This window comes from Paraburkholderia sp. BR10937, from assembly GCF_040965695.1.
Classification (GTDB): Bacteria; Pseudomonadota; Gammaproteobacteria; order Burkholderiales; family Burkholderiaceae; genus Paraburkholderia.
In genome coordinates this window covers 141,098-160,774 of sequence record NZ_JBFRCL010000005.1, presented here as the reverse complement: position 1 = coordinate 160,774, position 19,677 = coordinate 141,098, and the positions used below count along the sequence as shown (strand labels likewise).

General features: G+C 65.8%; 16 protein-coding genes. 8 read left to right on the top strand and 8 right to left on the bottom strand.

The genetic code is table 11. The features are described 5' to 3' along the window. Positions 1-104: 104 nt before the first annotated feature. Both hpnA and AB4Y44_RS06410 read left to right on the top strand, forming a co-directional pair. Positions 105-1,127 (top strand): hopanoid-associated sugar epimerase, encoded by a 1,023-nt coding sequence (hpnA, locus tag AB4Y44_RS06415; RefSeq protein WP_368699007.1) that lies wholly within the window; start codon positions 105-107, stop codon positions 1,125-1,127. Between the two features lie 109 nt (positions 1,128-1,236). Beyond that, positions 1,237-1,863 (top strand): hypothetical protein, encoded by a 627-nt coding sequence (locus AB4Y44_RS06410; RefSeq protein ID WP_342919118.1) that lies wholly within the window; start codon positions 1,237-1,239, stop codon positions 1,861-1,863. 81 nt (positions 1,864-1,944) lie between these two features. On the opposite strand, the gene AB4Y44_RS06405 is transcribed toward AB4Y44_RS06410, so the two are convergent. Both AB4Y44_RS06405 and hpnC read right to left on the bottom strand, forming a co-directional pair. Further along, positions 1,945-3,123, bottom strand: a complete 1,179-nt coding sequence (locus AB4Y44_RS06405) for a glycosyltransferase (protein ID WP_342919119.1) — start codon at positions 3,121-3,123, stop codon at positions 1,945-1,947. Then, positions 3,120-3,989 carry a squalene synthase HpnC gene (hpnC, locus tag AB4Y44_RS06400; RefSeq protein ID WP_342919120.1) on the bottom strand — a complete coding sequence of 290 codons (870 nt, stop codon included), beginning with the start codon at positions 3,987-3,989 and terminating at the stop codon, positions 3,120-3,122. The genes AB4Y44_RS06405 and hpnC overlap by 4 nt, the downstream gene beginning before the upstream one ends. Before the next feature lie 408 nt (positions 3,990-4,397). Here hpnC and ispH point away from each other — a divergent pair, with 408 nt between their 5' ends. Beyond that, complete coding sequence (gene ispH, locus AB4Y44_RS06395; protein WP_028202780.1) at positions 4,398-5,342, top strand: 4-hydroxy-3-methylbut-2-enyl diphosphate reductase; 945 nt, start codon at positions 4,398-4,400, stop codon at positions 5,340-5,342. A gap of 12 nt (positions 5,343-5,354) precedes the next feature. Further along, a complete protein-coding gene (hpnH, locus tag AB4Y44_RS06390; protein ID WP_028202781.1) occupies positions 5,355-6,506 on the top strand; it encodes an adenosyl-hopene transferase HpnH in 1,152 nt (383 codons plus the stop codon). A gap of 76 nt (positions 6,507-6,582) precedes the next feature. On the opposite strand, the gene AB4Y44_RS06385 is transcribed toward hpnH, so the two are convergent. The 3 genes from AB4Y44_RS06385 to AB4Y44_RS06375 form a co-directional block, all read right to left on the bottom strand. Next, the gene (locus tag AB4Y44_RS06385; RefSeq protein ID WP_368699006.1) at positions 6,583-8,556 is read right to left on the bottom strand and encodes an SMP-30/gluconolactonase/LRE family protein; all 1,974 of its coding nucleotides are present in this window, start codon (positions 8,554-8,556) and stop codon (positions 6,583-6,585) included. 288 nt (positions 8,557-8,844) lie between these two features. Next, positions 8,845-9,051, bottom strand: a complete 207-nt coding sequence (locus tag AB4Y44_RS06380) for a YbdD/YjiX family protein (protein WP_342919122.1) — start codon at positions 9,049-9,051, stop codon at positions 8,845-8,847. Between the two features lie 25 nt (positions 9,052-9,076). Continuing rightward, positions 9,077-11,164 carry a carbon starvation CstA family protein gene (locus AB4Y44_RS06375; RefSeq protein WP_368699005.1) on the bottom strand — a complete coding sequence of 696 codons (2,088 nt, stop codon included), beginning with the start codon at positions 11,162-11,164 and terminating at the stop codon, positions 9,077-9,079. A 339-nt stretch (positions 11,165-11,503) separates the two neighbouring features. On the opposite strand from AB4Y44_RS06375, the gene AB4Y44_RS06370 reads away from it, so the two are divergent. Both AB4Y44_RS06370 and AB4Y44_RS06365 read left to right on the top strand, forming a co-directional pair. After that, a complete protein-coding gene (locus tag AB4Y44_RS06370; protein WP_368699004.1) occupies positions 11,504-13,006 on the top strand; it encodes a cache domain-containing protein in 1,503 nt (500 codons plus the stop codon). Positions 13,007-13,008: 2 nt separating this feature from the next. Then, positions 13,009-13,674: a response regulator gene (locus tag AB4Y44_RS06365; protein WP_368699037.1), complete on the top strand. Its 666-nt coding sequence runs from the start codon at positions 13,009-13,011 to the stop codon at positions 13,672-13,674. A gap of 67 nt (positions 13,675-13,741) precedes the next feature. Here AB4Y44_RS06365 and AB4Y44_RS06360 read toward each other — a convergent pair whose 3' ends face one another. Further along, the gene (locus AB4Y44_RS06360; RefSeq protein ID WP_342919125.1) at positions 13,742-14,350 is read right to left on the bottom strand and encodes an ABC transporter substrate-binding protein; all 609 of its coding nucleotides are present in this window, start codon (positions 14,348-14,350) and stop codon (positions 13,742-13,744) included. A 243-nt stretch (positions 14,351-14,593) separates the two neighbouring features. Here AB4Y44_RS06360 and AB4Y44_RS06355 point away from each other — a divergent pair, with 243 nt between their 5' ends. Both AB4Y44_RS06355 and AB4Y44_RS06350 read left to right on the top strand, forming a co-directional pair. Then, positions 14,594-17,221: an MMPL family transporter gene (locus AB4Y44_RS06355; RefSeq protein ID WP_342919126.1), complete on the top strand. Its 2,628-nt coding sequence runs from the start codon at positions 14,594-14,596 to the stop codon at positions 17,219-17,221. Beyond that, positions 17,218-18,288 (top strand): VacJ family lipoprotein, encoded by a 1,071-nt coding sequence (locus tag AB4Y44_RS06350; RefSeq protein WP_368699003.1) that lies wholly within the window; start codon positions 17,218-17,220, stop codon positions 18,286-18,288. Before AB4Y44_RS06355 ends, AB4Y44_RS06350 begins: the two co-directional genes overlap by 4 nt. A 105-nt stretch (positions 18,289-18,393) precedes the next feature. Here the strand turns inward: AB4Y44_RS06350 and AB4Y44_RS06345 are convergent, their stop codons facing one another. Both AB4Y44_RS06345 and AB4Y44_RS06340 read right to left on the bottom strand, forming a co-directional pair. Next, positions 18,394-18,879, bottom strand: a complete 486-nt coding sequence (locus tag AB4Y44_RS06345) for a hotdog domain-containing protein (protein ID WP_342919128.1) — start codon at positions 18,877-18,879, stop codon at positions 18,394-18,396. Positions 18,880-18,997: 118 nt separating this feature from the next. Further along, positions 18,998-19,663, bottom strand: coding sequence for a phosphorylase (locus tag AB4Y44_RS06340; RefSeq protein WP_368699036.1), 666 nt, complete (start codon positions 19,661-19,663; stop codon positions 18,998-19,000). Between the last annotated feature and the right edge of the window lie 14 nt (positions 19,664-19,677).

The window sequence follows — 19,677 nt, the reverse complement described above, 5'->3', positions numbered from 1 at the left end:
ACGGTCGGCATTGTAGACGCCAACGCGCGCACGCGCCGGGCCCGCGCCACGTACAATCCGTGCCACGCCGCCGCGCCAATACCGAACATGGAAACGACCCTGCAATGACCGACACCTCCCGAGCCAACCGCGATCTCGTGCTGATCACCGGCGCGTCCGGCTTCGTCGGCTCCGCCGTCGCCCGCATCGCGCAGGAAAAGGGCTATGCCGTGCGCCTGCTGGTGCGCGCGACGAGCCCGCGCAAGAACCTCGAAGCGCTCGACGCCGAGATCGTCACTGGCGACATGCGCGACGCCGCCTCGATGCGCCGTGCGCTCGACGGCGTGCGCTACCTGTTCCACGTGGCCGCCGACTACCGCCTGTGGGCGCCCGATCCGCACGAGATCGAGCGCGCCAATCTCGAAGGCGCCGAAGCCACCATGCGCGCGGCACTCGACGCGGGCGTGGAGCGCATCGTCTACACGAGCAGCGTGGCCACGCTCAAGGTCACGAGTTCGGGCAAGTCCGCCGACGAAACCTCGCCGCTCACGCCCGAGCAGGCCATCGGCGTGTACAAGCGCAGCAAGGTGCTTTCCGAGCGCGCCGTGGAACGCATGATCGAGCGCGACGGCCTGCCCGCCGTGATCGTCAATCCGTCCACTCCGATCGGGCCGCGCGACGTGAAGCCCACGCCCACGGGCCGCATCATCGTGGAAGCGGCCACCGGCAAGATTCCCGCGTTCGTCGACACCGGCCTGAACCTCGCGCACGTGGACGACGTGGCGAACGGCCACTTCCTCGCACTGGAACGCGGACGCATCGGCGAGCGCTACATCCTCGGCGGCGAGAATCTGCCGCTGCAGCAGATGCTCACCGACATCGCTGGCATGGTGGGCCGCAAGCCGCCCACGATCGCGTTGCCGCGCTGGCCGCTCTATCCGCTTGCGATGGGCGCGGAAGCCGTGGCGCGCTTCACGAAGCGCGAGCCGTTCGTGACCGTCGATGCGCTCAAGATGTCGAAAAACAAGATGTATTTCACGTCGGCGAAGGCGGAACGCGAGCTGGGTTATCGCGCGCGGCCGTATCGCGAGGGCCTGAAAGACGCGCTCGCGTGGTTCCGCGAGGCCGGCTATCTGAACGCCCGATGAGGCAAGCTGAGGAAACTGTTACAACTTTTCTTGCAACATGCGTACAACGCCTGAAGGGCAATGCACGCGGGCTGCGGGTAAAATCCCCGGTCTTACCTGAGAAGCTCGCATGAATCTTCAAGACCAGATTGGCGTGCTCGAAGCGGGCGTCGATCAGCTCCTTCAGGCCGCCGCCGCCGCGCACACACCGCGCGCCGATGAACGCGCCGCCGCAGTTCCCCAGCAGGACACTCCCGTTGCAAGCAGCGAAGCGGAGCAAGCCGTCGCTGAGCAGCCGCAAACCGTTGCCGTCGAGACGGCCGCGGAAGCTGTCGATGCCGCCGCAGAACCCGTTGAAGCCGCCAATGCAACCGTGACCGACACTGCCGAAGCCATCGAACCCGCTGCCGAGGCGACCCACGCTGCGCCTGCGCAGCCCGAACTGCACGTGGCGCGCCCCTCGCAAAACGAAATCACGCTGACGATCGGCGGCCAGACGGTGACGCTCAACGCGCTGCAAGTCGGCCAGATGATCGAGGAGCTGTCGAACGCGCGCGCCTCGATGCAGCCCGAACCGCCGCCCGGCATTCCGCAAGGCTGGCGTTTCGCGTCGACGAAGAATCCGATGATGGCCGTGCAGAAACAGTCGAACGGCGACCGCCTGCTGGTGCTGCGCCACACGGGCCACGGCTGGGTGCCGTTCACGTTCTCGCCCGACATCGTCGTGCAGATGTACATGCTGCTCACGCAACGCTGACGCGCGAGCGGACACCGTCAAAACAAAAAAGCCGTCGAAACCGACGGCTTTTTTCATTGGCTGCTTCTCGCACGAAGCGCTTCAACGCCCCTGCACCGGCGCCTGCACGCGCGCCTTCCACTGACCGCCCTTGCCGCGCCAGAAGCGCCATGCCGAAGCGAACGTCGCGCCCACGTAGAACAGCGCGACGAGCGGCAGGAACGGCGCCCACAGCGGCGAACGCCGGTAGTAGGCGAGCATGGGCGAGTAGGCGCAGCACATCAGCGCCCAGGCGAGCCACGCGGGCCAGCCGTGCGGCCCGAGCACGAGCGCGACCACGGGCGGCGCGAGATAGATGATCGTCATGCCGAGCAGCGTGCCCGCGAGCTGCCACGCCGAGTAGTGCAGCTGTGTGAACGCCGTGCGCGCGATCATGTTCCAGATGTCCTTCCACGAATCGTACGGGCGCAGCGACACGCTCTTCGCGGCGACGTCGAGCCGGATCGGATGATGCCCTTCGCCGCGATGCTTGATGCGCGCGGCCAGGCTGCAGTCGTCGATCAGCTCGGCGCGGATCGACTCGATGCCGCCCGCCTCTTCGAGCGCCTGGCGGCGCACCAGCATGCAGCCGCCGGCCGCGGCCGCCGTGCGGTTCTTCGGGTTGTTGACCCACGAGAACGGATAGAGCTTCGCGAAGAAGAACACGAACGCCGGGATCAGCGCCTTTTCCCAGAAGGAATCGCAGCGCAACCGCACCATCAGCGACACGAGGTCGCGGCCTTCGGCCTGGGCGCGCACGACGAGCTGCGCGAGCGCTTCGGGCGGATGGCCGATGTCGGCGTCGGTGAGGAGCAGATAGTCGGCGGCCAGCTTGAGCGTGCGCACCGCCTCGATGCCCTGCGACTGCGCCCACACCTTGCCCGACCAGCCCGCCGGCAGCGGCTTGGCTGTAATCACACTGAGCTTTTCCGGGCACTGCAGCGCGAGCGCGGCGGCGCGCGCGGCTTCCGCAGTGCCGTCGGTGCTGTGGTCGTCGATCACGATCACGTGAAACTCGCCGCCGTAGTCCTGCTGGAGCAGCGAGGTCACGGCCTCGCCGATCGCGTCGGCCTCGTTGCGCGCCGGCACCACGGCGCACGCGGCAGGCCAGCCGGCCGCGGGTTCGACGATCGGCAGCGGCTCGGCCGGACGCGCGCGCCAGAAACCGCCGCGCCCGAACAGCAGCACGAGCCAGATCAGCAGCGAGAGACAGGAGACGGCAAACAGAATGGTCGTAGTCATGCGTTGTTACTCTCGATCGAAGAGGCGCGCACACCCACGCGGCGCGACAGCCACATGGCCGCCGTGCGCAGGAGCACCACGGCCCAGTCGGGTGCGCGCAGCGCAGGCCGCGCGCGGAACACATCGTAGCCGCCGCGCTCGATGATTTCGAGCACGCGCAGTCCGCCATGCACGACGCTGCAGAGCTCGAGGCCGAAGCGCCCCGGCACGCGCAGCGCGAGCGGCGCACCACTCACCATGAGCGCCCGCGCACGCGCCACCTCGTGCGCCATCAGCGCGCGCCAGGCGTCGTCCACCCTGCCCGCGGCGATCTGCGCTTCGGTCACGCCAAAGCGTTCGCGGTCGGCGAGCGGCAGGTAAATGCGGCCGCGCGCCCAGTCGGCGCTCACGTCCTGCAAGAAGCTGACGAGCTGCAAAGCGGTGCAGATCGCGTCGGAATCGGCCAGATTCTCGGGCGTCGCCGCGTGGATCAGATGCAGCATCAGATGGCCGACCGGGTTCGCCGAGCGCCGGCAAAAGTCCAGCAGCTCGAAGCGGTCGGCATAGCGCGTCGTGTCGATATCCTGATCGAACGCCGCGACGAGGTCGTAAAACGGCGCGAGCGGCAGGCGGCACTCGCGCACCACGTCCGCGAGCTGCGCGAACAGCATGGGGTGCACGCGCGCGGGCCGGCCTTCGGCCACGGCGTTCAGGCCTTCGCGAAAGTCGGCGAGGCGCGTGTGGCGTTGCCCGGGGCTCCAGTCGCCTTCGTCCGCGATGTCGTCGAGCGTGCGCGCGACGTGGTAGATCACGCCGACAGGCGCGCGCAGCGCCTTCGGCAGCAGTACGCGCGCTACCGGAAAATCGTCGTAGTGGTCGGGTTCCATCAAGGCGTCCAGAATGGGGTCGTATCCCCGGACGCCATCCAGGCGACCCGCGGGACGCGATATTTTAAGGGTTCCCGGGGTATGTTGCACCGCGCAACGACGGAGCGGTGGTTCCAGACGCCCTCCTGCGCCGCGTGCGCGACGCGTTTTTCACAGGCCGTGGGAGCGCCACGCGGCGGGCTTTTTGAGAAAAATGAGTGGCTGACCGGGGTCCGGCGTCGCGTGCACGCCGCACCTGCGCGTGTTCCACACAGCAAACGAAAGGCGAAGGGGTTAAAATGCGCGTCTGGTTTTTACTCCGTCACCCCTTTGGCGGATTTTTGCATCTTTAATAATAGACAGCCGTCGGCGATCAGGTCATTTTTACCGACTTGCTCGCCTTTTGCGGCAGTCGGAGTTCGCCACCCTATGCGAGTGATCCTTGCCCAACCCCGCGGCTTTTGCGCGGGGGTTGTCCGCGCTATCGAAATCGTCGATCGCGCACTGCAGAAACACGGCGCGCCGGTCTACGTGCGCCATGAAATCGTCCACAACCGTCACGTGGTCGAAAACCTGCGCAACAAGGGCGCGCGTTTCGTGGAAGAGCTCGATGAAGTGCCGGAAGGCGCCGTGGCGATTTTCAGCGCCCACGGCGTGGCCAAGACCGTGGAACGCGCCGCCGAGGAACGCGACCTCGACGTGCTCGACGCCACCTGCCCGCTCGTCACGAAGGTTCATGTGCAGGGCCGCCAGTACGTCGCGGCGGGCCGCACGCTGATCCTGATCGGGCACGCCGGCCACCCTGAAGTGGAAGGCACGATCGGCCAGATTCCCGGCACCGTGCTGCTCGTGCAGAGCGAAGCCGATGTTTCGAAGCTCGATCTGCCGCTCGATGCGCCGCTCGCGTACGTGACGCAAACCACCCTTTCGGTGGACGACACGCGCGGCATCATCGACGCGCTGCTCGCTCGGTTCTCCGACATCGTCGGCCCGGACACGCGCGACATCTGCTACGCGACGCAGAACCGCCAGGCAGCGGTGCGCGAACTGTCTGATCAGGTGGACGTTCTGCTCGTCGTTGGCGCGACGAACAGCTCGAACTCGAATCGTCTGCGCGAGATCGGCAGCGAAACGGGGGTGCCGAGCTACCTCGTCGCCGATGGCTCGGAAGTGAAAGCCGAATGGTTCGCCAATGTGCAGACGGTCGGCATCACGGCCGGCGCGTCGGCGCCCGAAGAAATGGTTGAGAACGTCATTGACGCGCTGCGCGCGTTGGGGCCTGTCGAGGTGTCGACGATGGCGGGCCGCGAAGAAAAAGTCGAATTCAAGCTGCCGTCGAAGCTCTTGCAACCGCTCGTCGCGCGCGAAGTTTAAGGAGGACACGCTTTGTCTATTCCGCTGCTACAAAAAGTCCGCGTTGGCTCGTACATCTTCCGCCAGCATTTCAGCGGCAACAAGCGCTACCCGCTCGCGCTCATGCTCGAGCCGTTGTTCCGCTGCAATCTCGCCTGCAATGGCTGCGGCAAGATCGACTATCCGGATCCCATTCTGAACCAGCGCCTGTCGCTGGAAGAATGCCTCGAAGCCGTCGATGAGTGCGGCGCGCCGGTCGTTTCCATCGCAGGCGGCGAGCCGCTCCTGCACAAGGAAATGCCGCAGATCGTGAAGGGCATCATGGCGCGCAAGAAGTTCGTGTATCTCTGCACGAACGCGCTGCTCATGGAAAAGAAGATGGACGACTACCAGCCGAATCCGTACTTCGTCTGGTCGGTGCACCTTGACGGCGACCGCGAAGCGCACGACCACTCGGTCTCGCAGGAAGGCGTGTACGACAAGGCCGTCGCGGCGATCAAGGAAGCCAAGCGCCGCGGCTTCCGCGTGAACATCAACTGCACGCTGTTCAACGACGCCGTGCCCGAGCGCGTGGCGAAGTTCTTCGACACGGTCGGCGAGATCGGCGTGGACGGCATCACGGTGTCGCCGGGCTATGCGTATGAGCGCGCCCCGGACCAGCAGCACTTCCTGAACCGCGACAAGACCAAGAACCTGTTCCGCGAAATCTTCAAGCGCGGCAACAACGGCAAGAAGTGGTCGTTCAGCCAGTCGAGCCTGTTCCTCGACTTCCTGGCCGGCAACCAGAGCTACCAGTGCACGCCGTGGGGCAACCCGGCGCGTACGGTGTTCGGCTGGCAAAAGCCGTGCTATCTGGTCGGCGAAGGTTACGTGAAGACCTTCAAGGAACTGATGGAAACGACCGACTGGGACAAGTACGGCACGGGCAAGTACGAGAAGTGCGCGGACTGCATGGTCCACTGCGGCTTCGAGGCCACCGCCGTGATGGACACGGTTGCACATCCGCTCAAGGCCGCGCGCATCGCCCTCTCGGGCCCGCGCACGACTGGCGCGTTTGCGAAGGACATCCCGCTCGAAGGCGCACGTCCGGCTGAATACGTGTTCTCGCGTCACGTCGAGATCAAGCTCGAAGAGATCAAGAACTCGGCCAAGACGAAGAAGCCGGTTACGGTGGCGGCTAGCTAAAGCGGTTTCCGCCACAGGCGGATGAAACGCAAAAAGGGCGCAACGGTTTTAGCCGTTGCGCCCTTTGTCTTTTTCGTCACTTCGCACTGAACGGCGACACCGTCGCATTCGCTGTGGTCGTACTCGCCGCCGCCGGCGTCCACCGGTACACCACCGCGCTCGAAGCGTTGTAGTTATCCTTCGTCACGACATACTCGCCCGTCGAGCGCAAATACGCACGCAGGCCATACATCGAATCCACGTCGTTGCCCACGTACACCGCGTTCGGGTTGCTGTTGATGAGCGTCGTGTCGAGCGCGCCCGTGGTGAGGTTGAACGCATCGATGTTCGGCACGGTGTGCACGTAGCCCACGAACAGATAGTTTCCGGCGGCCGCAATCGATTTGGGATTCGCACTCGTGAGCGTGATCACCGGATTCGGCGCGCTCGTATTGCCGGCGAGCCAGCCGTGATACACCTCGACGCGCGTGCCGACCGCCGTCCAGTCGGTGATGCTGGCGTCCTCGCCCGTGAGGATCATCGTGTCGCTTTCGGGCAGATAGACGATGCGGGTGAGCCGCGAGATCGTGGCGGGAATCGGCGTGGTGATCGCGGCGCCCCAGGTCGGCTTGCCGGTCGAGTCGAAGCCGGTCAGCGGGTAGTGGGAAATGACGTTGGTCTTGTCGAGGCCGACCCACAGGTCGCCCTTGCTATCGAGACAAAAGCCGTTGCGCACCGGGGCCGTCGTACTGAACGCCGCCCCCGGCAGCGTGTAATCCGGAATGGCGATATAGCCGCTCGCCGCGTTGAAGTGGAAGAAGTAGAACGTATCGGGGTTCTGGCCGGCCGCCACGAGAATGCGCTTGCCGCTCACGCTCGCCACCTGCGCGAAATGGTTGCCGCGACCGGCGTCGGCGAGATTGATGCGCGGATCGGACGGATACGTGATCGGGTCGATGGTGTTGGCCACAAAGGTGCCGCCAGCCGTGCCCGAATAGATATTCATGCCGCCGTAGAACAGCGCGCCATCGGTGCCCGGATCCGGCGCCGCATTGCCTTCGAAGTTGAGCGACTGGAGCTTCCAGCGCAGCGTGCTGGTGCCGTCGTAAGCCTGCAGATCGGTGCCGCCGTTGCGGCCGAGGTCCCACGAGCCGCCCCACGGATTGTTCAGCACGTACAGCGTGCCCGCGGAATCCTTGCCGATGCCGACCACGCGCGTAAAGCGCTTGTCGCCCACCTGGCCCTTGATGCCCGTGGTCGTGTCGAGATAGCCGCCCAGCACGCCGAACGTGCCGGTTTGAGACGGCGTGCCCGCGACGCTGAAGGTCTTGATGTTCATGTCGGGACCCGACTCGCCGATCATCAACTGCGAGGTCTGCGCATCGAAATACAGCGACGACGGCCGCGCCGTGGACGCCAGCTGGATGGTGTTCAGGAGCTGACCGCCGGCGCCGAACTCGAGCACGGCGCCCGCGCTCTTCTGCGCGACCCAGAGGTTGCCGCTCGCGTCGAGCGTCAGCGCGCCCGGGCCCGCCACGCTGATATCGCGTTGCCAGGCTCCGTCCGTGGTGTACACACGCACGCGGTTGCCGGGGCAATCGCTCACGTAGAGCAGCGAGCCCGAGGTCGCGAGTCCGGTGACGACATCGGCGAGCTTTTCGGTCGTATCGGCGCTCACGGGGATCAGCAGGTCGCGCGCGCCGCTCGTGCGGTTGTAGCGCCCGACGTTGCCGCTGCCATACGTGGTGTTGTACTGCATCGCGACGAACAGCGAAGTCGCGTTGCCCGTGATCGCGCCGCCCTGGAAGTCGCCGTGCCCGCCGATCGAGCCGAGGCTCTGGCCGTTCTGGTAAATCGCCACGCCGCCTTCGTTTTCATCCCACATCGACGACGTGTAGATGACGCCTTCGGGCGCGACCCACATCGAGCGGGCCACGTTGCCCACGTGCGTCGCGTTGGTGCCGTAGGTGTTCGCAATCCAGTCGGTGGAGTATTGCGCTTCGCAAACGGGCGCAGCCGTTGCGGTGAGAGCGGCCGCCAGCCAGGCTGCGCCGATTCGATGCAAGATCATGAGAGATTCTTTGATTCGTACACCTTACGGTGCAACAGTTGAAGATGCCGTGCTGCCCACGCGGCAAATGCGCAGGCCGATTCCCGACGATTCGCATCCGTGCGCACCGCCGCATGCGGCGTCATGCGTCGAATTGGTGTGGAGCTTCGTCAGAGTTAACGGCAGCCGCCCTGCGGGAATTGAGTGCTTTTTGATCGAACGCCGAGCCGCGAAGATTACAGGCGTAAAAAAAGGCGCGACGGCCTTCGCCGTCGCGCCTCGTGCTGAACGTATCCGCTCAGTCGGGAGTCAGCAGCACTTCCCCGCTCCCGACCCATAGCGGGCGTTTTGCCGCTCGCGGAAAAACTCCTCGTAGGTCATGACCGGGCGGCCGGGATGCGTCTCGCGCGCATGCGCGACGTAGCCCTCGTAGTCCGGCAAACCGACCATCAAACGCATGGCCTGGCCGAGATAGCGCCCGGCCGTCTGTACGTTGTCGCGAAGTCCCGAGAACATGATGTGCTCCGTTCAGTAACGTCGATCAATGCACGCGATTCGTCACGGCCGCCGCGCCGCCGGCCGGCATCGCCTGATACGGCGTTTCCTGCACGGTCGGACGGTCGATGCGGCGCGCACGCGCAATCGCGATCAGGCCATACACGACGATGCTGACCACCACGAAGATGAACAGGCCGGAGAGCGCGGCGTCAACGTAGTCGTTGAAGACCATGCGCTGCATCTGCTCGAGCGACTTGGCGGGCGCGACGATCTTGCCATCCGCGATCGCCGCCGAGAGCTTCTGTGCGTGCGCGACGAAGCTGACCTTCGGGTTGCTGTCGAAAATCTTCTGCCAGCCCGCCGTGAGCGTGCAGATGAGGAGCCACACCGTGGGCAGTGCCGTGACCCATGCGAACTTCTCGCGCTTCATCTTGAAGAGCACGACGGTGGCGAGCATCAGCGCGATACCGGCGAGCATCTGGTTCGAGATGCCGAACAGCGGCCACAGCGTATTGATGCCGCCCAGCGGATCGACCACGCCCTGGTAGAGGAAGTAGCCCCACGCCGTCACGCACAAGCCCGTGGCGATCAGGTTGGCCGGCAGCGACTCCGTGCGCTTGAGCGACGGGTGGAACGTGCCGAGCAGGTCTTGCAGCATGAAGCGGCCCGCACGCGTGCCCGCGTCAACGGCGGTCAGGATGAAGAGCGCCTCGAAGAGGATGGCGAAGTGATACCAGAACGCCATCATCGCCTCGCCGCCCACCACCTGGTGCAGGATCTGCGCCATGCCTACGGCCAGCGTCGGGGCGCCGCCGGCGCGCGCGACGATGGTCGTTTCGCCCACGGCCTGCGCGGTGTGCGTAAGCATGTCCGGCGTGAGCACGAAGCCCCAGTGACCCACGGTTGCCGCGACGGCGTCCGGCGTCGTGCCGAGCACGGCGAGCGGTGCGTTCATCGCGAAGTACACGCCCGGCTCGATCACCGAGGCGGCCACGAGTGCCATGATCGCGACGAACGATTCCATCAGCATCGCGCCGTAACCGATGAAGCGTGCGTTGGTTTCGTTATCGAGCAGCTTGGGCGTCGTGCCCGAGGAGATCAGCGCATGGAAACCCGATACCGAGCCGCACGCAATCGTAATGAAGAGGAACGGGAACAGGTTGCCCGACCAGACCGGACCCGTGCCGTCGATGAACTTCGTGAAGGCCGGCATCTTCAGTTCCGGCGCGACGATCAAAATGCCGATCGCGAGCGCGAGAATCGTGCCGATCTTGAGGAACGTCGAGAGGTAGTCGCGCGGCGCGAGCAGCAGCCACACCGGCAGCACCGAAGCGACGAAGCCGTAGCCAATCAGGATCCAGGTGAGCTGCGTGCCCGTGAACGTGAACATCGCTGCGAGCGTGGGCGAATCGTGCACGTGCTGGCCGAAGGCGATGGAAGCCATCAGCAGTACGAAACCGATGATCGAGATCTCGCCGATCTTGCCCGGGCGGATGTAGCGCACGTAGAGGCCCATGAAGATCGCGATGGGAATCGTCGCGGCCACCGTGAACGTGCCCCACGGCGAGTTCGTGAGCGCCTTCACCACGATCAGCGCGAGCACCGCGAGGATGATGATCATGATGAGGAAGGTGCCGAACAGCGCGATCACGCCCGGCACCGGGCCGAGCTCCATCTTCACGAGGTCACCGAGCGAGCGGCCGTCGCGGCGCGTGGAAAGGAACAGCACCACGAAGTCCTGCACGGCGCCCGCGAACACCACGCCCGCGAGAATCCACAGCATGCCGGGCATGTAGCCCATCTGCGCGGCCAGCACCGGACCGACGAGCGGACCCGCGCCCGCGATCGCCGCGAAGTGATGGCCGAACAGCACGAACTTGTTGGTAGGCACGTAGTCGAGCCCGTCGTTGTGGCGCACGGCCGGCGTCATGCGCAGGCCGTCGAGCTGCAGCACCTGCGTGGCGATGAAGCGGCTATAGAAGCGATACGCGATCAGATAGACGCACACGGCGCAGATCACGATCCACAGTGCGCTGATTCGCTCGCCGTGCGCGAGCGCGATGGTGCCGAACGCGAACGCGCCAAGCAGCGCGACCAGCGTCCAGACGACAAAACTGGATGTCCGACTCATGCGGTGTCTCCATTGTGTTTTTAGCTTTGTGTCCGGCATCGGAACCGGACCCTGGCGCGCCGTCCACAGCATCGTGGCGATGGCGGCGCATGCATGACGCATTACGCCATGTCGTGGGCGGTAGTATTCGCTTTCAGACCGTTAGCCACAACCGGACAACTACGTAAGTGCGCTACGTAGAACTACGTAGGCGAGGCAACAATTCGTTGCGCACGCAACGACAATCGCATCCACCGCACAACGCGTCGGGCGAGGACACCATCTCCCACGGGGCGTGAATTTGGCGCCTGCGCCGCGCGCGCCCGGTTATGCTTGCAGACTCAGCTTCCGAACACCGTCATGCCCGCCCCATTTTTCTTCGCCGACCGCCGCCTGAAGACGAAAATCTTCCTGCTCGCGGTCGTACCGTTCCTCGCGGCCATTGCCGGCATCGGGATCGGCGTGCGCCAGCAGGCCACACAGCTCGCGCAAACGCAGCACGCGACGATGCAGAGCGCGTATATGTCGAGCAAGGAAATCGAGCTGCGCCACTACGTGGAGCTGGCCACGAGCGCCATCGCGCCACTCTATGCGCCCGAGGAAAACACCAGCGACGCGTTGCCCGCGCCCGAGAGCGAAGCGGACCGCCAGCTGGCCGCGCTAGCCGTGCTGCAGAAGATGGACTTCGGCCCCGACGGCTATTTTTTCGTCTACGACATGCACGGGCGCTCGCTCATGCATCCGCGCGAGCCCGCGCTGGTCGGCCAGGATCTCTGGAACCTGCGCGACCCGCAGGGGGCGCTCACGATCCAGCAACTGATTGCCGCGGCCCAGCGCGGCGGCGGCTACGTGCGCTATATGTGGCACCGGCCGTCCACGGGCAAGCTCGCGCCCAAGCTCGGCTATGTCGTGCCGCTGCCGCGCTGGGGCTGGATGATCGGCACCGGCATCTATCTCGACGACGTCGATTCGACGCTCGCGCACATCGACGAGCGCGCCTCCGCGAATATCGAGCACACCATTCAATGGCTCGGCGTAATCGCACTCGCGGGCGTGCTCGTGATCGCGCTCGGTGCGCTCGTGCTCAACGTGAGCGAGCACCGCAGCACCGACGCCAAACTCAAGCGCCTCGCGCAGCAGGTGGTCGAGTCGCAGGAGCAGGAGCGGGCGCGGCTCTCGCGCGAACTGCACGACGGCATCAGCCAGATGCTCGTTTCGGTGAAGCTGCTGCTCGAGTCGGCGCTGGCGCGCTTCGAGCGCGGCGAAACGCGTGTGCCTGCCGCCGAAGCGTCGCTCGCCACCGGCCTCTCACGGCTTTCCGACACGCTGCGCGAAGTGCGCAGCATCTCGCACGCGCTGCGCCCCTCGATGCTCGACGACCTGGGCCTCGCCGCCGCGTTGGAGCAACTCACGCGCGAGATGGCCGAGCAAACGGGCATCGAGATCGCCTTCACGCAAACCGCGCCGAAACCGGCGAGCAAAAAGGCGCAAGTCCCCGCACTGCCGGACGCCGTCAACACCGTGCTCTTTCGCATTGCTCAGGAAGCGCTCACCAATATCGTGCGGCACGCACAAGCGGCGCGCGCCGCGCTCACGCTCGAGGTCGCCGCGAGCGGCGTGACACTCGCCATTGCCGACAACGGCCGCGGCTTCGACGTGGCGCACGCGCTGGCCGACCCGCGCGCGGGTCTGGGCCTGCGCAACATGCGCGAGCGCCTCGAGTCGCTCGGCGGGCGCCTCGACATCACCTCGCAGCCCGGCCATACGCTCGTCACCGCGTGGGTGCCTATTACGTCGAATGCAGCGTCCAATGCGGCGCCCAATGCAGCATCCAAAGCCGCTGTTTCAGGAACACCGAAATGACGATGACGAATGCAAACGTGAACGATTCGACCAGCGCGGGCGCCAAACCCGCGCGGCTCGTCCTCGTGGACGACCATCCTCTCGTGCGCGACGGCCTGCGCGCACGGCTCGAAGCCGTGCCGGGTTTCGAGGTGGCGGGCGAAGCCGGCAACGCCGACGAAGCCATCGCGCTCGCCGCGTCGCTCGAACCCGATCTCGTGCTGATGGACGTGGGCATGGCCGGCGTGAACGGCATCGCGCTCGCGGGTATTTTCCACGAGCGCTTTCCGGCCATCCGCGTGTTGATGCTGTCGATGCACGACAACGTCGAATACGTGACCGAGGCGGTGCGTGCGGGTGCGAGCGGCTACGTGCTCAAGGATTCGCCGGCCACCGAGATCATCCGCGCGATCGAGGCAGTGCTGGCCGGGCGCACGTATTTCAGCGCGGGCCTGAGTGCGCGCATGATCCAGGCGTCGGCGCGCAGCACACCCGTCGAGCGTCTCACGCCGCGCGAGCGGGACATTCTCGACGCGCTCGCGCAAGGACTCTCGAGCAAGCAGATCGCACAGCGCGAGGGACTTTCGGTGCGCACGGTGGAAACGCACCGGCTCAACCTCAAGCGCAAGCTGGAGATCGAAGGCCAGGCGGAGTTGATCAAGTTCGCGGTGGAGCACCGCAGAAAGTGAAACGGGCGCTCCGGCTTACCCGGAGCGCCCGTTAATGCGCAATGCGTGTACAACCACCGATCGACGATCAGCTGCGCGCGTTGTGGTCGACGAGGAACTTGATGAGGCCGTCGATGCCGCCCTTGGCGATCTGGTCGGCAAATTGCGTCTGGTAGACCTGGATCAGCCAGGCGCCCATCATGTTGATGTCGTAAATCTTCCAGCCGTTGGGTGTTTGCGTGAGACGGTAGTCGATGGCGTCATCGCCGCCGTTGCTGATCACGTGCGACTGCACCACGGTGTCTTTCGCGCCCGCACCCGTGTTCGACGGTGCGAACTTGAAGTTCACCTGGGTATCGCGAAGTTGCGAGAGCGACGAGGCATACGTCTTCACGAGCAGGAGTTGAAATTGCTCATACAGCTTCTGCTGTTGTTCGGGCGTGGCCGTCGCCCAGGGTTTGCCAACGGCGATCCGCGTGGTGCGTTTGAAGTCGGTGGCGGGAACGAAATGGGTCTCGACCACCTGGGTGATCTTGTTCATGTCGCCGCCGCGTGCCTGCGGGTCGGCCTGCATCGCCTTCACGGTGCCTTCCACGGCGGCCTTGACGACGGCGTCCGGCGTGGTTTGCGCGAACGCGGCGCCCGAAATGCCCGTGAAACAGGCGGCGACGAAAAATGCGGTCAGGTAACGTTTCATACGCTCTTCTGGAACAGTGAAATTCAGGCGCCGGTACAGTGCGACTCAGTGCGTGCGGTTAAGTGCAAGTGCAATCACGTAACCTTCACGCCGCCGGCTGAGCCAGTATAACGGCTTTGGCAGATGCGCTGCCGGGGCGCTGCCTCGAGCCCAGGTGTGCAAGACCCGCGCCGGGACGGGCGGGGCCGGTATACTTGTGCGTTTCGCGTCAAAGAACCTAATTGACAGGGCCCCCTCGCCTGTATGCTGAAGCCATTCATCATTAGCCTCGTCGCCTGGTCGGTGCGCCGCGCGGCGTGGGTGATCACACTTGCAATCGTGCTTGCCGTGCTCTCCGGCGTGTACGTTGCGAGGCATTTCAAGATCAATACCGACGTCAGCGGTCTCGTCGAGAACACGGCCGAGTGGGCCGCGTTGAGCGAAGCCAAGGACAAGGCGTTCCCGCAGCGCGCGAGCTCGCTGCTCGTGGTCGTCGAAGCCGACGCGCCCGAACTCGCCGACGCCGCCGCCGACAAGCTCGCGCAAGCGCTCAAGGCCGACTCGCGCGAATTCAGCGCCGTCTCGCAGCCCGCGGGCGGCCCGTTCTTCCAGCACAACGGCCTGCTGTTCCCGTCCACGGCCACGGTGCTCTCGACCACGGGCCAACTCGTGCAGGCGCGCCCGCTGGTGAACCAGCTCGCGAAGGATCCGAGTCTCGCGGGTCTGGCCGGCACGCTCACGACCACGCTGCAACTGCCGCTCACGATCGGCCAGATCAAGTTGCCGCAAATGGCGAATCTGCTCGGCAGCGCCGCCAACGTCGTCGACGATGTGCTCGCCGGCAAGCCCGCGGCGTTCTCGTGGCGCGCGCTCGTCGACAAGGACGCGGCCACGAAGCCCGCGTTCGCATTCATCACCGTGCAGCCGGTGCTCAACTTCGCCGCGCTCAAGGCAGGCGCAAACGCGTCGGAGGCGATCCGCGCGACCGCCGCCTCGCTTCATCTCGACAGCGAATTCGGCGCGCGCGTACGCCTCACGGGCGAACAGCCGCTCGCCGACGACGAGTTCGCCTCGGTGCAGGACGGCGCCGCGCTCAACGGCGTGATCACGATCATCGTCGTGCTCGCCATCCTGTGGCTCGCGCTGCGCTCGGGCAAGCTGATCGGCGCGACGCTCATCACGCTCGTGATCGGTCTCGTCATCACGGCCGCGCTCGGCCTCATGATGATCGGCTCGTTCAACATGCTCTCGGTCGCGTTCATGGTGCTGTTCGTGGGGCTAGGCGTCGATTTCGGCGTGCAGTTCGGCGTGAAGTACCGCGAGGAGCGCTTTCAGGACGAGCGGCTCGACGCCGCGCTCCTCAAGACCGCGCGCACCATCGGCGTGCCGCTCACGCTCGCGGCCATCGCCGTGGCCGAAAGTTTCTTTTCCTTCCTCCCGACCGCCTACAAGGGCCTCTCGGAACTCGGGCAGATCGCGGGCGTGGGCATGTTCGTCGCGTACGTCTGCAACATGACGGTGCTGCCGGCGCTCATCCGCGTGTTCAATCCGGGAGGCGAGCGCGCCTCGCCGGGCTTCGCGTTCCTCGCGCCCGTCGACAGATGGCTCGCCGAGCATCGCAAGCCCGTGCTGATCACCACGCTCATCATCGTGGTGGGCGCGACGCCCTTGCTGCTGCATCTGCGCTTCGACTTCAATCCGCTGCATCTTAAGGATCCGCATACCGAGTCGATGGCGACGCTGCTCGCGCTCAAGAACTCGCCGGTCATCTCGATCAACGACGTGAGCGTGCTCGCGCCGTCGCTCGAAGAAGCCGACAAGATCGCCGCGCGGCTCTCGAAGCTGCCGGAAGTGGCGCGCGCCACCACGCTCAGCTCGCTGATTCCCGACGATCAGCAGCAAAAGCTCATGCTGATCTCGAGCGCCGCGCAGCAGCTTCTGCCCGCGCTCACGCAGCAGCCGTCTTCGCCCGTGACCGACGAAGTGCGCGTGCAGACGCTCAAGCGCGCAGCCAACCAGTTGTCGCTCGCCGCGGGCGACCATCCGGGGCCGGGCGCGGCGGAGGCGAAGCATCTGTCCGACGCGCTCACGAAGCTCGCGAACGCGAGCCCGGCCACGCGCGACCGCGCGGAGACCGCCTTCAGCCTCACGCTCAAGCTGGCCTTCGCGCAGCTCGCGCGCCTGTTGCAACCCTCGGAGATCACGCGTGAGAACCTGCCGCCCGAGATGGCGCGCGACTGGGTGGCGCCGACCGGCCAGGCGATCGTGGACGTCGCGCCGCGCGTGCCGCCGGGCGTCGATCCCAACGACGACGTGATGCTCGCGCGCTTCGCGCACGCGGTAAAGGCGGCGGAGCCGAACGCGATCGGCGGGCCGATCTCGATCCTGCACTCGGCGAACGTGATCATCCTCGCGTTCTTCCAGGCAGCGGGGTGGTCGGTGCTGCTCATCACCGCGCTGCTCTGGATCACGCTGCGCAATTTCGGCGACGTGCTGCGCACGCTCATTCCTCTGCTGGTATCGGCGCTCGTGACGCTCGAACTGTGCGTCGTATTTGGAATTCAGCTAAATTTCGCCAACATCATCGCGCTTCCCCTGATGCTCGGTGTCGGCGTCGCGTTCAAAATCTACTTCGTGATGGCCTGGCGCGCGGGGCAGACCGGCCTCCTGCATTCGAGCCTCACACACGCGGTGCTTTTTTCCGCCGCAACCACGGCCACCGCGTTCGGGAGCCTGTGGCTATCGCATCATCCGGGCACGTCGAGCATGGGCAAGCTGCTCGCACTGTCCTTGTTCTGTACGCTAATAGGCGCCGTGGTGTTCCAGCCGGTGCTGATGGGCAAGCCGCGCGCAAAACGCGCGAGATCGGAAACTCAGGGGATCGACCAATGAAGAAGAATCAAGCCGCGCTCACCATGGCGGCGGCGAGCCTGGCGCTCCTCGTGACGTCGGGTTGCGCCACGGGCCCCGACCGCAAACCGGGCGATCCGTTCGAGCCCGCGAATCGCGCAATTTTCACGTTCAACGACAAACTCGATACCTACGTCGCGCAGCCGGTTGCCAAGGGCTACCAGAAGGTGACGCCGCAGCCGCTGCGTCAGGCGATCACGAACTTCTTCTCGAACATCGGGGACGTCGACAACTTCGCAAACAACGTACTGCAGTTGAAGATCACCGACGCCGTCCAGGATCTGATGCGCATCGCGATGAACACGACCTTTGGTCTGGGCGGCCTGATCGACTTCGCGACGTTGGCGGGGCTGCCCAAGCATCATCAGGACTTCGGCCTCACGATGGGCCATTACGGCATGCCGGCCGGTCCGTATCTCGTGCTGCCGCTGTTCGGGCCCAGTTCGGTGCGCGACGGCATCGGCATGGCCGTGGACGTGAAGTTCAACGTCATCAACTACTTCGAGCCGGCGGTGCGCAACCCGATGTATCTCGCGCAGTTCATCAGCGCGCGTGCGGACCTGCTCGGCGCAACCGACCTGCTCAAGCAGGCGGCGCTCGACCCGTATTCGTTCGTGCGCGACGCCTACCGCCAGCAGCGCGAATCGCTGATCCGCGGCTCGCGGGGCAACAATGCGCCGCTGCCCAATTACGGCGAACCGGGCGGCGAGGCCGCCCCGAACGAGAACGGGGCACCCAATTACGAGGATCCGGGCGAGTCGGGCGGTGCGGGTGGCGCGGCGGCCCCCGGCGCGTCGAACAATGGTCTGCCGAATTACGACGATCCGGGCGAGGGGAGCGCGACGGGCGCTGCTGCGACGGGCGCTGCTGCGACGGGCGCTGCTGCGACGGGTGCTGCCGCGGCGGGTGCAGGTCCAGGTGCTGCTGCCGCGGCCGGTACGGCGGGTGTAGCGGCAGCGGCGGCCGCTTCCGCACCGGCGGGCGCATCGGCGCCTGTCGCGGCTTCGGGCGCAACGGCAGTTCCTGCGAAGCCGGCATCGGCGCCCTGAACGCAACATAGCGGCCGCCCGTTTGCGGGCCGGCGGCGTACAAACGCAAAAAAACCCGGCAACCTTTCCAGGTTGCCGGGTTTTTTATTGCATCGTGCGCGCCGCTCAATGCACCGAAGCGTCCTCGCTCTCGGCCTGGCGCTCCGCTTCATTCGCCGCCGCCAGCGCCGTGGCGTCCGCGGTCGTCTGCACGGTCTGCCGATAGCGCTCGTAGGCTTCGTCGGCGTAGCGGATGCGCTCGCGGCCGTGCGGGGCCGGCACGCCGTCGGCGCCCAGGTTGACGAACACCATCTTTTCGATCGTCAGGATGCTCTTGCGCGTGATCTTGTTGCGCACCTCGGCGCGCAGCGTGATCGACGTGCGGCCGAATTCCGTGGCCGTGATGCCGAGCTCGATGATGTCGCCCTGACGCGCCGAACTCACGAAGTTGATCTCCGACATGAACTTGGTCACCACGCGCTGGTTGTCGAGCTGGCAGATCGCGTAGATCGCCGCTTCTTCGTCGATCCAGCGCAGCAGGCTGCCGCCGAACAGCGTGCCGTTCGGATTCAGGTCTTCAGGCTTGACCCACTTGCGAGTATGAAAATTCATAGCTGGTAACTCCCCGAAATGTGATTCGTCCCCAGCTCGCAGGAACGAACCTAGGGTTAACGCTGAGATGTTACCAGAGATAGGGGTTTACCCTAGGTATTTCAATAACCCGCCAGGATCATTTGGGGAAAAAAGCGCCGGTCGCCGTCAACACCTGCCGAGCGGCGCTCAGCGACTGGCGTGCCGCTTTCGCGTCCGCGGCCACGCGCAGCAGGCCGCCCAGTTGCGCCGGGTCGCGCGCCAGCTCGCGCAGGACCGGGAGCACCGCTGTCGTGCCGTCGTCGCGCAAGCCGGCCATGGCCGCGTTCGGCAGACTGCGCCACGCCGGATCGACGATCGCGCGGCACACCGCGAACGGCACGCCATGCGCGGCCGCCGCAACGGCGGCCAGATGTGATTCCATGTCGACGGCGAGCGCCCCGCACGCGCTGAACAGCGCGGCCTTGTCCGCCGCGCCGGTAAGCGGCGCGGCAACGGCCGCCTCCACGCCGCGCCGGGTTTTCGCGGCGAGCGGCGAGGCCATCAGCGCGTCGGCCATGCGTGCGCTCCAGGCGGCATCGGTCGCGACGCGGCCGAACGGCCCTTCGATCGCCTGCGCGATCACGAGGGTGCCCGGCTCGAGATCGGGCGCCAGACCGCCCGCCGTGCCGAAGCTGACGATGCCCGCCGCGCCGTCCTTGAGCGCCGCCGCAAGTGCGCTCTGCAGTAGATCCGCGCGCGCGGCGTAGACGGCGCGCACGCCGTCCTGGCCCTTGCCCGCGGCAATGCCCGCCTCGAAGGCCATACCCGTCACTGCGA